The organism is Paenibacillus sp. GCM10012306, from assembly GCF_042649265.1.
In the GTDB taxonomy this organism is placed as follows: Bacteria; Bacillota; Bacilli; order Paenibacillales; family Paenibacillaceae; genus Paenibacillus_AQ.
In genome coordinates, this window is record NZ_JBHRYW010000010.1 from 100,973 (window position 1) to 117,100 (window position 16,128).

Genomic DNA, 16,128 nt, shown 5'->3' on the forward strand with positions numbered 1-16,128 from the left:
GTTGAACCGTATAAGCCTTGCGCTTGAAATTAACCTTTGCTAGCCCCCGCTGTCAGACCGTCTACAAGCAGACGCTGCAGGAAGCCGAACAGAATCATAATCGGCACCGCGATAAGCACCGCACCGGCAGAGAATAAAGTGAAGTTCGTATTCTGCTGGCTGTTGACCATATCCCACATCCCGACCGCCACGGTCCAATTCTCCTTGGAGCGCAGAATCAGGCGGGCAAAGATAAAGTCTACCCATGGGCCGACGAACTGGGTCAATGCCATGTAGGTAATCATCGGACGGGATAGCGGCAGAATAATCCGTGCGAAAATTCCGAAATTGCTCGCGCCGTCGATCCGGGCCGCTTCATCCAGCGAGCGCGGAATCGTATCCAGGAAGCCCTTGGCGATAAAGGTACCGCCGAGCGGTGCGCCAGCAGCGTAGACGATAATCAGCGCCAGATGCGTATCGAGCAGATGGAACTCTTTTAGCAGCAAATAGATTGCAATCATACTCATGAAGCCAGGGAACATACCAAGAATCAGAATCGTGGACAGCGCCGTCTTACGGGCCTTGAACCGGAATCTGGAAACGGCATAACTTGTGAGCAGTGTAAGCACGACCCCAATCAGCATGGACATGATCGAGATCTTCAGCGTATTGGCATACCACTGACCGAACATATAGACTGGTGAAGTAAACAGCTCGGTGTAATGAGCCAGCGTAAATTGCTCAGGGATAAACGTTTTGCTGTACAATGATTTACCAGGACGGAAGGACGCCATGAGAATCCAAATCGCCGGGTACAGCGCAGCTATCGACAGAATGACAAGTACAATATAGCTCGCAGTCAGGCGGACCGTTTTACCAAGTTTGTGTCCGATCATTGGATCATATCCTCCTCTTTGAACGACTTCGTCCGGCGGTAATTATACAGGGAGAATGAAGCAACAATGATAAAGATGATAATCCCTATTGCCGAAGCCATGTTGTATTTGTTCTGATCGAGCGTCAATTTGTAGAGCCAGGTTACGAGCAAGTCTGTTGATCCGGCATATTGATAGTCTCCGTTGACTGGGCTACCGCCTGTCAGCAGGAAGATGGCGTTAAAGTTATTGATATTGCCCGCAAACTGCGTAATCAGTGTAGGCGCTGTGGAGAATAGCACCATCGGCAGCGTTACAATACGGAATTTCTGATATCCGGATGCTCCATCAACCTCTGCCGCTTCGTACATATCACGCGGAATGGTAGTCAGGACGCCCATAATCAGCAGCATGGAGACCGGAATTCCGACCCACATGTTAACGATAATAACCGTTACTTTGGCCCAGAAAGGATCAGTTAACCACGGGAGACCACCTAGCCCAAAATAACCGAGATACTGGTTGATGGGTCCGAATTGTCCGTTGAACAAGTTGCGCATCAGGAGAAGTGAGATCAGCTGCGGTACCGCGTAAGGCACAATCAGAATGGCTCTCCAAATTCCCTTGAAACGAATACCCTGCTGGCTGACCAGTAACGCCACAAGCAAACCGCCAAAATAAGTGGTCACTGTAGACAGAACCGCCCAAACAATCGTCCAGGTCAAGACGCCATAGAAGGTATGGCTCCAGGATTTCAGCACCAGCAAGCTGCGGAAGGTCTCGAATCCGACCCAATCCACCAGTTTGGCCGGCGGCATATGTCCAGGTGCAGAATAGTTTGTGAACGCCAGCATGATCATGAAGATGATCGGCATGATGGTGAAGAACAGAATCCCCACGGTTGGCAGAATCAGAAACGTCTGCGCAAACTTGTAATCCATAATATAGCGAACCGTCTGCTTGAAGGTGTTCGCTTGATGACCGGCTTCGCGTTCGGAGCCGATCTTATAGGCATCTCTAATATTCATGTACCAAGCGGCAAGAAAGAGAATAAGTACAAGAATCGTGATCAAACTTTGAATCAGAATGAAAATGGAATGGTCTCCCTGGACCATCTTGCTAACGCCCTTTACCTTCTCCAGGTGGCTGGGAGTTTCCCCTAGCGTCACTATTCCCCATAAAGCTCTTCCGAGATTTTGAATAAAGTAATAGACGGCTAAAGCTTCAGCAGCTATGAAAATAAGTCCCTTGATGAATTGGCGATTATATATTTGTCCCAATCCCATGAATAACGTCGACAGTATTGCGGCTCTCGTTCGGTGTCGCTGCATTTCTCATCCATTCTCCTCTCCGCGCGGAATTCAAGGAAACTGCCCGCCATGCGGCGGGCAAATGAATTCCACTGTGTGCTGTTCAAGCTATTGCTAAGCGCACTTGCTATTATTGAGCCGATGTACCATTGTTCAGATCCTTGATTTGTTGAACTGCTTTGTCCATGGCTACCTTAGGATCAACATCCTTATCCCAAATTTCAGGAAGCGCAGCATTCACAGGACTCCATACGTTACCCATTTCAGGAATGGAAGGCATCGGTTGGGAGTTCTTGGCTTGTTCTGCAAAAGCGGACACGTATGGATCGTTCTTGATTTGCGGATCTTCCAACGCTTCTTTGTTGGTTGGCACCGAACCAATAATCTTGTTCAACTCAAGCTGGGATTCCTTGCTGGTTGCAAAATGCGCATACAACTTGGCAGCATTCGGATACTGTGTGAACGAATTGACTGCATAGATTTTGATACCGGAGAACGTGATTGCTGTTTTACCATCAACGGTAGGTACTGGCGCAAGTCCAAGGTTCTCGCCCAGAGCTTCTCTGTAACCGCCCAGTTCCCACGGACCTGTAATATCCATAGCTACGTCACCGGAGTTGAACAGGCTGCGCTTGATATCAGCATTGATATCGCCGCTCTTGATTGGCAAGACTTCCTTCAGCTTGGCAAAAACATTCAGGCCTTCGATGGCACCTTCATTGTTCAGACCAATATCATCTTTGTTCGTGCCGTTATCACCAAAGAGGTAACCACCAGTCGAAGCCACGAACAAGTAGTTGTAATACAGGTTGCCTACTTCCCACATGATGCCGTATTTGTTCTTGGATTTATCTGTGAACGTTTTGCTAAAGGCAATAACGTCATCGAAGGACTTCGGTGCTTCTTTTACCAGAGATTTATTGTAGAAAAGGGCATAAGTCTCAGCCGCTCTTGGATAGCCGTACAATTCCCCGTCAAACGTGGAGCCTACGATCGAAGCCTCTGTGTTGTCAGCCTTGGTCTGCTCGGCAAAAACATCGTTTGGAAGCAACAGGCTTGCACTCGCAGCTTTACCAAGGTTGTCATGCGGAATGTTGATAACGTCGGCAGCCAATCCAGATGGTCCGTCCTGGGTTAGTTTGGTCACTTGGTCTGGACCTGGCACTTCTTCGATTTTGACAGGAACATTATATTTGGCCGTGAATTGCTTCGCGATTTCTTCCGTGAATGGTCTTTCCTCTTTGCTCTCCCAGACGATCAAGGATGCGCCGTCTTCAGGGACGATGTCACCAGCAACTGCGTTCCCGCTGTCTGTATTCGTTCCTCCATTGTTAGCAGGTGCGTTCGTCGCGGCTGCATTCCCTCCATTATTGGCTGTATTGCTGCCACACGCTGTAATGGACAGGACCATAGAACATGCTGCGGTGAGAACCATGAGCTTTTTCAACTTCATTGCAATAACCCCTCCCAATTTGTATACCACTTTTGATGAAGCATTATGATGATGACAAAATGTTGTGCAAGAACTTGCGCAAACGATTTCAGAAGATACAAAAAAAATATTCGTTTTTCCGTTCGTTCTGTATGTATTCGCTTAAACAAGTTTTAGAAAGCGCTTCATCACTGAATTAATCATACAACAGGAATGAATGATTGTAAAAACGTTTGCACATAGTGTATTTAGGTATTTATCCTTATTTAGAAAATAAAATGGGCAATTATCTCGCTTTTTCGCACGATATCTCCTATTTAATACGATTAATTAAGATTTAACCATCAATTTTCCCTTTAATAGATACTTATATATCTTAGCAAGCGCTTTAAGCAGGGATTTTAGAACCCTTTAGACCCAAGAGGGGAAGATTTACAAAGTGAAAAATAGTGCAATGGTTTGAACAAAGTTATTGAACCCCTTGTTCTTCCATGCTATAATCCAAATCAATACAGGGCGCTCTTTCCAAATACAAAGGCAATGTTACTCTCAGGTACAACCTCGGCAGACTATTTTGCTAGGTTGTGCCTTTTTTGCCTTGATCGGGCAAGTACAGTGCGGGAGTTCCTGTCGCTATCCCTCACCCGCATCACCTACACTGTCTGCCCTATCTGCAACGTGCATCCTGATCTATACCGAAGTTTGGTAACCGTTTTCCTGTTAGAAATCATGCTTTTGTTGCACAAAATTCTGTGCAAATCCATTATTTGTATGCATAAAAGGGTACACTGGGTTCATAAGTTCCCTTCAGGCATACGACAACCACATTTTAGGGAGGAATTCATTCATGTTATTGGAAGCTGTATACCATCGTCCGCGCTTGAACTGGTCTTATGCCTATGATGAAACTACCATTCACCTCCGCCTGCGGGCCAAAAAAGGGGATCTCACCGAAGTATTCGCCTGGGCCGGAGACAAATACGCCTGGGATGCCACCAAAGAGCTGATCCCGATGACGCTTTTCACCTCTGATTCTATGTTCGACTATTGGGAGTGCGAGTCGGTACCGTTGCACCGCCGCTTGAAGTACGGTTTTCTGCTGCAAAAGGACACTGAACGCATTTGGATGACCGAAAGCGAGTTTCAGAGTAACCGTCCCGAGAACCCCAACAAGCTTTTCGAGTTCCCGTTCATTAACCGGGTGGATGTCTTCACCCCCCCAGCATGGGTAAAAGACACCGTATTCTATCAAATTTTCCCCGAGCGCTTCGCGAACGGTGATCCAAGCCTGGACCCAGAGAACGTGCAGCCTTGGGGCGGAACCCCGGCACCGGACAATTTTTTTGGCGGCGATCTGCAGGGTGTAATTGACCACCTTGACCATCTCAGCGAGCTTGGCATCACTGGTATTTATTTCACACCCGTCTTCTCGGCGACCACGAATCACAAGTACGACACCGAGGATTATTTGAGCATCGATCCCCACTTTGGTGATACGCAGACGTTGAAAAAAGTCGTTGACGCCTGCCATGAACGCGGAATTCGTGTGCTGCTCGACGCCGTCTTCAACCACTCCGGACGAACCTTCGCACCGTTTGTGGATGTGCTGGAGAAAGGCGAAACTTCCCGCTACAAGGACTGGTTCCATATCCACAAATACCCGCTGGATGTCGTCGATGGTATCCCTTCTTATGACACCTTTGCATTCGAGCCGATGATGCCGAAGCTCAATACGGAGAATCCGGAAGTTAAAGAATACCTGTTGAAAGTAGCTGAATACTGGATCAAGGAAACCGGGATTGACGGCTGGCGCCTCGACGTGGCCAACGAGGTAGATCATGAGTTCTGGCGCGATTTCCGCAAAGTTGTGAAAAAAGCCAATCCCGACGCCTACATTCTCGGCGAGATCTGGCATGAGTCTGCACCTTGGCTGGAGGGTGACAAGTTCGACGCCGTCATGAACTACCCGTTCACCGATGCTGTGCTGGACTTCTTCGTTCTCGGCTCCCTGGATGCCGAAGGCTTCGCCAACTCCATTGGCAGACAGCTGTCGCGTTACCCGCTGCAAGCCAGCGAAGTGGCCTTCAACCTGCTGGACAGCCATGATACACCGCGCCTCCTGACGTTGGCTGGCGGTGACAAGAAGAAGATGAAACTGGCCGCACTGTTCCAGTTCACTTACATGGGCACGCCTTGTATCTACTACGGCGATGAGATCGGCATGGACGGGGCTGGCGACCCGGATTGCCGCAAGTGCATGGAATGGGACCCTAAGAAGCAAGATCGCGCCCTGTTCGATTTCTACCGCAGACTGATCGACATCCGGGCCAGTCATCCGGCACTGCGCACGGGTACGATCACTTTCCTGGAAGCGGCAAATCATGGGTCCAAGCTTGCATATGAACGCCGCCTAGGTGACGACATCGTCATTGTCATGGTGAATACAGATGAGACGGCTCAGACACTCCGCGTTAACGTTGATGAATCACGTTGGGAGAATGTAATCACTGGCGATTCACTTCGTGCTGACCGTGGCAAGCTTACCGTCAAGCTCCCGGCTTACGGGTACACGATTATTAAGGCTGTTGTTTAAACAGCTCACGCATACAAGACACTTTACCCTGTCTTCGTGACTGGCTAGATAGATAAATAGAAAGGACTATCCTCTTAGCGATATGCTCCCCGTATAGTAGACAGGTGAAATAATAAAAACCTGTTTCTGTACGGGGAACATACCACTGAAGCCAGAAATGGCCTGAGGATAGTCTTTTTTTACGCAAATGTACGATTTCAGCATTTTTCATACAGGGTTGTGAGCTAAGGCTCATGAAAGTTTTTTAAAATGACGGGATTGTGTATTGAGTGACACCTGTGGTGCTTTACTCACGATCTTGACTATGGTTCAGCTATAGCATAAAGCTTAAATAACTACTTCCGTTTTCGTTGATTTGGAGGCTTGATGATTAAGCTCAGTTTTCAGTCAAACATAGCGTGAAATTACAGTATAAAAAACCAAATCCCCTTTGCAGACAAACACAACTTACACTTCAAACCCAATGCATAAATTATTTTCATAACAAGATATTAATATTGTTGTATTCATTTTGGATATAACTCAAAATCAGTGATTGATTCTTGTCTCGGCAAGTAACGGACTCCAGAGGCTTTATTCCTATAGATTCAACCATTCAGCAAGACTAACGGACTCCAGAGACCTTATGCGCGGAAATCTTGTTCAAAATCTATTGTTTGGGACGAAATAACGTCACCTGAGTCCGTTTCACAATCCATTAGCAATTTCATGTGCAAATAACGAATATATAGTCCGTTAACTTTCACGTTTTAAAAAAACTTGACCTCAACTTAGGTTTAGGTTGTATCTTTTTAGTTGTAACTAACTGAAATATAAATTGGAGGGAATAAACATGAAGAAATTCGCCTTTGTAACAGGTGCTAATAAAGGAATTGGATATGAAATTGTGCGACAATTAGCGGAAAATGAGTATCATGTATTTTTAGGAGCACGAAATGAGGAGCTAGGGCAAAAAGCCGTGCATTCCCTGGGCTCATCAAATGTTTCGTTTGTTCCCGTTGATATTTCTGATACACAATCTATTCAAACCGCAAAAAATAAAATCCTTGAAGTAAGTGATCACTTGGATTTATTGATTAATAACGCTGGGATCGCCCTTGATTTTGGTATTCTCCCGAGTGAATTAAAACTTGAGACACTACGGCAAGAGTTTGACGTTAACTTCTTTGGCACATTCCAAATGATTCAAACCTTCTTACCTTTGGTGAAAAATTCTCAGGGTGGAAAGATCGTTAACGTAACAACAGATATGGCTTCACAAACCATGTTCGCGAATGGCGACATCCCTCAGCTCAATATACTGGGCTATAACTCAACAAAAACGGCTGTTAATTCATTAACATTAGCATTTGGTACAGAATTTGGTACAAGTGGGCCTGAAATTCTAGGGGTTACACCTGGCTTCACAACTACGGATCTTAATCATAATTCTCCAGGTGGTAAAACAACGGCAGAAGGTGCAGAAATCATTGTTAAATACGCATTAAGTGATACAAACTATAACGGTAAAATTCTTGATAAAAATGGGATTATCCCTTGGTAATCCTCCTGAGGAGAACGTAATGAATTATACTATTGGACAAGTTGCACAAATGAATCATTTATCGATCTCGCAATTACGCTTTTACGAAAATAAAGGACTGTTTCCTTTTCTCAAAAGAACCGAAAAAGGAGATCGGGTATTTGACGAGGGTGCACTTAAATTTCTGGAAATCATCTTATGTTTAAAAAATACCGGGATGCCAATAAAGGACATTAAGCAATTTGTTGATTGGTCGATGAGCGGGAATGATAACTCCCCTCAGCGGCTAGAAATGATGAGACAGCACGAAATTACTGTTCTACAACAAATTCGAGATACAGAAGAAAATCTTAAAAAAATTCAAGAAAAGATCTTAAAAATTGAATCTGAAATGAATTAAGAAATAGACATTTGGCTAAAAAAACCTCACCCTCCACTTAAGCGTGGAGGGTGAGGTCTTTTTTGGGTTATACCGAACCAGTACGAGCACTGGTTCGGAAACAATCTTTTGACTTGGTTAGTAACAACTTGGTTAGCAGCATCTGGTAGTAGTATTTGGTAGTAGTTTTGATAGAAGTATTTGGTAGTACCTTTTGGAACTCCTAATACTGCCTATTGTGCAGCTATTCAAATCCATGAGCTGCCAACCTTAGGTACTGCCCGCCCTGGCTTTAGGCGTTACAGCGCCAGCAGATTATAGATTACCTGCGCGCTTTCAGCACGAGTCAGTTGTTCCTGAGGAGCAAATACACCGTCTTCTCGGCCCAGCAACAGCCCAAATTCCACGGCAGTATTCACCTCAGACTTCGCCCAATCGCTGATACGTAATGCGTCGGTAAAGGTACTGGCTGCTGCCTGAACATTAAACTTCTTGTCTTGCTTGACCTCAAGCGCCCGGACAAGCATAACAGCCATCTCTTCACGGGTGATTGTAGCACTCGGCGCGAAAGCATCCTCGCTCCGCCCTTTAACAATACCCAACTGCGCTGCTGTTGTTACATAAGAAGCATACCAAGCGTCATCCGCAACATCTTTAAAATCGTTCTTTCCTTGCCCGTTCACGCCAAGCGCACGGATTAAGAGCGCGGTGAATTCCGCACGGCTGACGCTGCTTTTTGGTTCGAATACACTAGCCGATACACCGGTCACGACCTGCTTAGCTGCCAGTGATTTAATCGCAGGAGCAGCCCAATACGTCTGCGGCACATCCTTGAATGTGGTATTGATCTCAAGTGCGGCATATTTACTGAAATGTGTAACCTCAGCGGTTATAGTATCGCCCTGAATCACGCCGCCAGCGTACTCCGGTTTCCCTTGATCCGGCAAGTGGAAGACGCCGGTCCATTCCTTGTTCGGTTGACCTTTGAGCTTGAAGGACAAAGTCAAAGGCTGCTGGAATACCGTTACCGGGATGCGGCTTCCGTCTTTTTTAACAACATATAGATTGAAATCATAGATATTCGATACGGAAGTGGTGCGTACGCCGTCCTTGTTCAATTCATCCAACAGTGACCGGACGGCAGTTTCCTGCAATGCACTGATTTCGAAAAGAATCTGGGCCGTCTCCGCATCTTCTCCAGATACACGCCCTAACAGGTCTGCAAGCAACTTATTAGGAAGTGTAATACTCAAAGAATCTGTCTTAATAACCAGACTATTGGTTCCCAATACCTGTGCAGCTTGAACCGGCAGCAGAACCGCAGTTTTGCCTGGGATAAGCCCCACTTCAACCTTGCCGTCTTGGCTACCCTTCAGGCTGTCCACGGATACAATCTGCGGGCTACTGGACGGTGCAGTGGTTGAAACCGTGCCAGGAATGGAGCTCTGCGCTGGTAGTGCCGTAAATGGCGACGCAGACTCTGGTCTAGGTGTTGCCACCGGTGCTGGCGTTGCTTCCGGTGTCGATGTGGCATCTGGTGTAGGTGTGACCACAGGTGTTGGCTTCATCTCAGGCGTCGGTGTTGGTGTCACTACAGGCGTTGGTGTTGGCGTTGGTTCCAAGCCAGGCGCAGCACCAAGAATCACAGTTCCGCCATCATTACGACCAGGCAGCTCAAGCGTAAGCTTTTGATCACCAGATACAGTATAAGTTGTGTTGCTGTATTCGTCTTTGACAAGCGTTCCCGCCGCAAAAGGCACCGGAATCTGAGCAGAGACAGCATCACTCTTGGTGTTGATGACAGTCACTACATTTTCACTGTTGTACTGCTTGTTAAAGGCCAGATAACCCAGTTCGTCCGAGCCAGCCAGCTTGGTCCGTACTCCCTTGGCGAACACTTTGGAATACTTGGCCCGGATATTCAATAGCTTGCTGTAATGATCGTGGAGCCCTTTCTCCGCAGTCAATTGCTCCCAGGGCATATCCGAGCGATTCTCGCTGAACTCGCCTTTGGACATATCTCCGGCATTCTTGCCTGAGCGGCCCAGCTCTTCGCCGTAGTAAATAACCGGCTGTCCCTTGGCCGTTATCTGTAGCGCAGCTGCAACTTTCAGCTTGCCTTTGTCCCCGCCGATATATTCGGACAAGAAGCCGTCTTCATCATGGCTGCTCAGGAATTGCGCCATCATCCGGGCATTGCCGATTTTGGCTTCCCGGTCTTGAAGATAGGCATCGGTATCATTGATTTTACCATTTGTGAAATCACGGGCAGCGCCCTTGAAGCCGAAGTCCAGCAGACTGTCCATCTGTCCACTCTCCAGCGTTCCCCCGTCATTGTCGGTCGTTCCGCCAAAATATTCTCCTACTAATTTAAAGTTTGGATCGATGGCAGTTAGCGCGTTCTTGAAGGCTTTCCATGTCGTATCCTCCACATGCTTCACAGTATCCACGCGGAAATAGTCAATAGTGTCTCCGCGCTGCGTCCGCGCATTGTTCAGCCAACCGCTTTGCCAAGCAATAATTTGCTCGCGCACTGCTGGATCTTCCGTCCGGAAATCTGGCAAGCCTGCGAGTTCACCTCGTATAGGATCTGTGTCCGCAGACACACCATCTGTGCGTAACATGCCGGCAAAACGCGCCTTATCTTCAGGAGTGATGTTCGGACTGTTATCCTCTGGCTTCAAACCGTACCCTGTATGGTTGAGTACAACGTCCACCATGATCTTAATCCCCTTGTCATGCGCCTTGTCGATCAGCTCCTTGAAGGTATCCATATCGCCAAGGTGCTTGTCGAGCTTGGTGAAGTCTTTGGCCCAATAGCCGTGATAGGCGTACTGCTTGCCACCAAAGCTAGCCCCTTGATTAAAATCAATATTATCCACAATCGGCGTGATCCACAGCGTATTGATGCCAAGTTCCTGCAGATAATCGAGACTGTCGATCATCCCTCTGAAATCCCCGCCATGATAGGCTTCGAGGTGATTTTTATCAACATTCTCATTATTACCTGGATCTCCGTCCTTGAATCTGTCCGTCAGGGCAAAATAAATCCGCGCTTCATCCCAGTCAAAATCAAGCTGGTCACCAGAATACGTTCTGGCTTTCACCTCAAGGGTAGCTGTGTGCTTATGCTTGTTGCCATACTGATCGACCAGGACAATCGGAATATTCTTTATTCCCGCCGGGATGGCATCCTTGACAGCCACAGTCTGCTGCATCAGCTCCGTATCCAGCTTCACCTTGGCAGGCCCGCCCAGTGCAGTTAGATCCATATAGGCTTCCTTATACGTTACAGTCTCATCGGAATTCGTTTTAAGGGTTACCACCGCATTCTGATTGGAATGAATTGCAGCGGGGTGTACCTCCGAGACAATGCTGACGTCTGGAATATGGTAGACGACCAGGGACTCGCCATTCACTGTATTTTTCGGATCTGTAAATTCGGTGGTACTTCCATCTTTAGTGACCAAGAATGTGTATTTGTAGGTTCCCTGCTCTATGTCAGTCAGAGAATAGCTGAACCATTCGCTAGCAGGGTCGTATGCCATCGGATATTCTGTACCATTCACCTTGACCTTGACGCCAGTGATTGCGTCTTGGCTTCCACTTCTGAACAAGACCTCATCACGGTATCGGAATGTAATCGTCCCGTCTTTCAGTACAGGGCCACTGATGCTCGGCTTGATATCCAGCTCTTTGACCATACTGGTGACATTGACCTTGGTGAACATCTCTCCTGGTGTGAGCGGAATTAGCCGATCATCCGGGTAATCCTGCTTTGCCGTGTTCCAGTCTGTGCCTTTACGAAGCACAAACCCGACATTCGTAGCGTTCGGTGCCACTTCGATCAGAACGCTTGCGGTTCCTTGTTCAAATGTTGTGAAGTCGATCTGATCGTTCTTGGCGCCAGTGTTCCAGACCCAGAGATTCCAGCCTGTATAATTCTTGTCCTCACGGGTATAGGTAAACTGGACATAACGCTTGTTATCCACTGGTTCTGTAGTGACTTTGACTGTAATCTTCGTCGATAAGCCGCCATAAGAGACAGTAATCATAGCGGTTCCCGCTGATTTGGCTTTGACCAACCCTTTGTTCGTGACTTCAGCCACATCCGGTTGTTCAGACACAAAAGTTGCTTTTGCCGTCACATTGCTTCTGCTGCCATCATCATATTTGGCGAATACAGCACTCTGATGACTGTTGTTCACCTGAAGCGCATAACTCGCAGGATCACTCTCCAGCGAAGTCAGGACAGTTGCGGCAGACGCTTTCTTGATAATTACTGCGGTGAGCGGCTCCAGTGTAATGGAATGGGTCGTCAGATTGAACCCGCTCTGGCTCGCGGCAGGAATAGGTGTTGTTCCGGCCTGAGCACCGTCAACCAGCACCTCACCGTTCGTCAAATCCTCAGATAGCGTAAGCGTTCTAGCGGTGCTATCTCCGTTCATAAACACATAATAGGTGCCGGTGCCATCGGTGGCCTTGTTTTTGTAGCCGATGACGAGATCGGTGGCTTTAACCTCAGGTGACGCAATCAGAGTCACGTTGGAATCCACGAGGCTTTTGTCAGCCAGTCGGAAAGCATTGGTCGATTTCCGCAGCTCCACCAGGCCAGTCGTGTACTTTCTCGTGATATTCTCCACCGGGAAGCTTACTTCATCCGTTGCTCTGCTCCAATCGAACATATTGATAGCATCCGAAGAATCATAAGAGTCATGGATAAAATAACCGAAGGAGACCCCATCCTTATCCTTCATCTCCGTATATTTATCCTCAGGAATGCCGCTGTCCTTCCACTGCTTCGTGCGTCCGTACTCCTGACCCGCATGGATAAACGCCGTGCCTTGAGAAGTCAGCACCAACAGGTTACCCAGCCTGATTCGCTTCTGGATCTCCAGCTCATTCTCCGGGATCGCCGGGTCTTTCTTGATTGACTGCGCAATCACGTCATGGAGCGGCAGATTGTCATGGGCATCAATATACTGCACCATATCGCCTGGACTATCCGCAGGCGTATTGGACGGCTGTGCCTTGATATTGTTCAGGATCGTGCTGATCTGACGCGCACCGCCTGTAATGAATCTCGGCTCGCCCTCAGAACCAAAGCCGGATTTCAATTCATTGCGGAACTCGTCAGAGAACACCCCGACACTGTCCGTCTTATCCATCCAATCCTGATCCGCACCTTTGCCAGCAAGGGATGGATCAGAGGCCCCACCACCGAAGGTCCGCCAGCCTTCACCGATGAACAGTGCCTTCGGATTTAGCGCAGCAGCGGCATCATAAGCGTTCTGCACCGAATCGTATGTGGCATCGCCCATCATGTCCCAGCGCATTCCGTCGATTTTATACTCGGAGAACCAGTACCTCACAGAATCCACCATCAGCTTCTCGGCCATCTTGTGGTTGGTCGCCAGATTATTGCCAAAGCCACCGATAAAATTGCCATTCGCATCCTGGAACGCATAGTAGTTCGGCACGATGTCGTTCAGCAGTTCTGTCTTCGCCATGTGGGTGTACACCACATCCAGCACCACACCCATACCGGCTCGATGCACAGCATCAATCAGGCCCTTCAATTCCTTGATCCTTAGTTCCGGGTCGGCAGGATTCTGCGAATAAGCCCCGTCCGGAGAGAAATAACTGTGGGGATCATACCCCCAGTTGTACTCATTTCCTTTTGCCGAATAATTCAATTCCCGCTGATCCATCTTCGTCTCATCCCCGTAATACCAAGCCATTACAGGAAGCAGTTGAATATGAGTCACGCCCAAGGACTTGATGTAATCCAGCTTCTTCTCAAAAGCCGCATATGATCCCCAGCGCTTGCCATCCAGACTGACTTCAATAGAAGGGTCAGAGGTGAAATCCCGGACATGCACTTCATAAATGATAGCGTCTTCACGTTTCTCATAACCACTAATATCGGCATAATTGAAGCCAGCAGGATTACTCCCACTCAAATCGACAATCGCCGCTTTACCAACAGTGTCGCCGCCCTCTCCCGGCGCTCCTGTTGTGTCTACCGTGAATACCGCCATGGATTTGGCATAAGGGTCTAGGACATCTTTCGTTACCCCATCATTAGTGACTTCATATTGATAGTAAAAGCCTCTCACATCGCTTGCTGCTGCACCTGTCAGATCTTCCGACTTCAGCTTGACCGACCAGACACCCTGTTCGCCCCGTTCCAGCGAAACTGTGCCCACAAGGACATTAGCGTCATTCTTATCGTAAATCTTGGCTAATACCGAGCTGGCTTTGGGAGCCCACAGCTTCAGTGTCGCCGTCTTCTCGGCGGGATGATAGGTTGCACCAAGATCGTCTCCCGTATAGTTGTACATCTCATCTAGCATTCTCCACCCGGAAGAAGCCGCTACGGTCTTGCCCGCATAAGTCACACTCAGTGGTGTCTGATCCAGTTCAAAGACTTCGGTCTCCACTTCGATCGCGGTGGGGCTGGTAACCGTTACGGATGTAACCGGAATAACGCTTCCCGCCTTATCCTTCACGGAAATCGCTGATTGCAGCGTACCCGAATCGAGCCCGTCCGTCAGGGTGAAGCCCAGAAGGATTTTCTGAGTGGATAGAACCTCAGCAGATACCAATCCGATCGGTACCTCGCCAAACGGAGAGACATAGACATTATTATCGCCTTCCCGTACCCAGAGCTGATTGTAGCGGTCCAGCAGTGTAAAACCTTTATCTCCACCATCCTTATCGCCGTTTGCCGGATTCAGGACAAGAAAGCCGATTTTCTTCGCATTCTCTTTCAGCTGAATATCGGCATAAGCCCCGAAACGGTCTCTTTGTCCATCCGAAAATGGCGTGGCCCCACTCGGCCAATTCGCGGATTCTGCCGCAACATCTCCCCACAGCCACAATCCATGCGCGCCGTAGCTGTTGTCCGATCTAATGTAATGCACCCGCACCGTATTAGCAGGAAGTGTAACCGGCTCATATGGTGTAATTACGTCAGAGCCTTCCTTGATCCAAATTTCGTTCGTCTGCGGTGTATTGATTGCAAAAAACTTGTCCCCGGCATCCTTCGCCTGCGTGCTGCGGTTCACTACCAGGAACGAAAATTTCTTGGCCCCTTCCTTCAGCGGGATGTCTGCATAAACACCATAGGCATCCCTCTGTCCTTCTGGAAAAGGTGTTGCCCCACTCGGCCAGTTCTCGGAAGGTGCTGCGGCACCGTCCCACACCCACAATCCCTGATTTGCATAATCTTCGGACACCCGGTTGTAGTGAACCCGCATGTGTCCGTCTGGTACAGGGCTTACTATACCTGGTTCCGATAAAAGTTGCGTTTCAGCACTTTCACTTTGGGTCGTCTCATTGAGTTCCAAAGCCTCTTCTGTTGCTGCCGACTGAGAATTGTCCACAAGTATGGCTTCCGTCGCTGCTGCCTGTACAACTGCCGGATGAAGCCCTAAGCTGGATAACAGCAGAACAATAACCATCCCTGCCGCAAAATATTTCTTGATCCAAAACGCCCGTTTCATTCCGTTAACCCCTCCATGAATTCCTTGATTTCATCACAAGTGTGCTTTATTCATAGGTTACTGTTCTAATTCTCTCATCCGATTCAACTGCCTGATCCCGGAGTTCTTAAGGAACTCTTTATGTAAGTTTTGCCCCAGTAGTTATCGCATGGCAGGCAGCTTCTTTGTCCTATGGCGGCTTGTCAGGCCTCTGTTAAACACCACATCCTCCTTCACAAAATAAGCCAATGATATTTTTAAAGAAATACATAGCAACGTGAACATCTGAAAACATCACTCTCTAGCGGTTAACACTACTACAAAATTGCGCAAACGTTTGCAAAAAGTTCTAAGAAAAATCTAATCTACTAATAATTACATAACCTTTCTATCATCTTGCGATAAAAAACAATACTTGAAAGCGCTTGCCGCAATTTGATTAACATACTAATCCCAAAATCAAGAAGTTGTCAATAAGATTTTGTAGTATCTCCGTTCAAATCTCACTTCCTAAAATCTCTTTTATGCACAACGTTTGCACTGAAATATAT

7 protein-coding genes are annotated in these 16,128 nt (G+C 47.8%); 3 read left to right on the forward strand and 4 right to left on the reverse strand.

Features of this window, described 5'->3' with window-relative positions:
- Nucleotides 1-29: 29 nt before the first annotated feature.
- The 3 genes from ACFORK_RS20955 to ACFORK_RS20965 form a co-directional block, all read right to left on the reverse strand.
- Nucleotides 30-875: a sugar ABC transporter permease gene (locus ACFORK_RS20955; protein ID WP_379202614.1), complete on the reverse strand. Its 846-nt coding sequence runs from the start codon at nucleotides 873-875 to the stop codon at nucleotides 30-32.
- The gene (locus ACFORK_RS20960; protein WP_379202616.1) at nucleotides 872-2,185 is read right to left on the reverse strand and encodes a sugar ABC transporter permease; all 1,314 of its coding nucleotides are present in this window, start codon (nucleotides 2,183-2,185) and stop codon (nucleotides 872-874) included. Before ACFORK_RS20960 ends, ACFORK_RS20955 begins: the two co-directional genes overlap by 4 nt.
- 109 nt (nucleotides 2,186-2,294) lie before the next feature.
- The gene (locus tag ACFORK_RS20965) at nucleotides 2,295-3,617 is read right to left on the reverse strand and encodes a sugar ABC transporter substrate-binding protein (RefSeq protein ID WP_379202618.1); all 1,323 of its coding nucleotides are present in this window, start codon (nucleotides 3,615-3,617) and stop codon (nucleotides 2,295-2,297) included.
- Between the two features lie 826 nt (nucleotides 3,618-4,443).
- Here ACFORK_RS20965 and ACFORK_RS20970 point away from each other — a divergent pair.
- The 3 genes from ACFORK_RS20970 to ACFORK_RS20980 all read left to right on the forward strand — a co-directional run bounded on the left by ACFORK_RS20970 (nucleotide 4,444) and on the right by ACFORK_RS20980 (nucleotide 8,111).
- On the forward strand, nucleotides 4,444-6,189 hold the full coding sequence (locus ACFORK_RS20970) for an alpha-glycosidase (RefSeq protein ID WP_379202620.1): 1,746 nt from the start codon (nucleotides 4,444-4,446) through the stop codon (nucleotides 6,187-6,189).
- A gap of 832 nt (nucleotides 6,190-7,021) precedes the next feature.
- Nucleotides 7,022-7,732, forward strand: coding sequence for an SDR family NAD(P)-dependent oxidoreductase (locus ACFORK_RS20975; protein ID WP_379202622.1), 711 nt, complete (start codon nucleotides 7,022-7,024; stop codon nucleotides 7,730-7,732).
- Nucleotides 7,733-7,751: 19 nt separating this feature from the next.
- Nucleotides 7,752-8,111, forward strand: a complete 360-nt coding sequence (locus ACFORK_RS20980; protein ID WP_379202624.1) for a MerR family transcriptional regulator — start codon at nucleotides 7,752-7,754, stop codon at nucleotides 8,109-8,111.
- 278 nt (nucleotides 8,112-8,389) lie between these two features.
- Here the strand turns inward: ACFORK_RS20980 and ACFORK_RS20985 are convergent, their stop codons facing one another.
- On the reverse strand, nucleotides 8,390-15,598 hold the full coding sequence (locus ACFORK_RS20985; protein WP_379202627.1) for a pullulanase: 7,209 nt from the start codon (nucleotides 15,596-15,598) through the stop codon (nucleotides 8,390-8,392).
- Nucleotides 15,599-16,128: the final 530 nt, after the last annotated feature.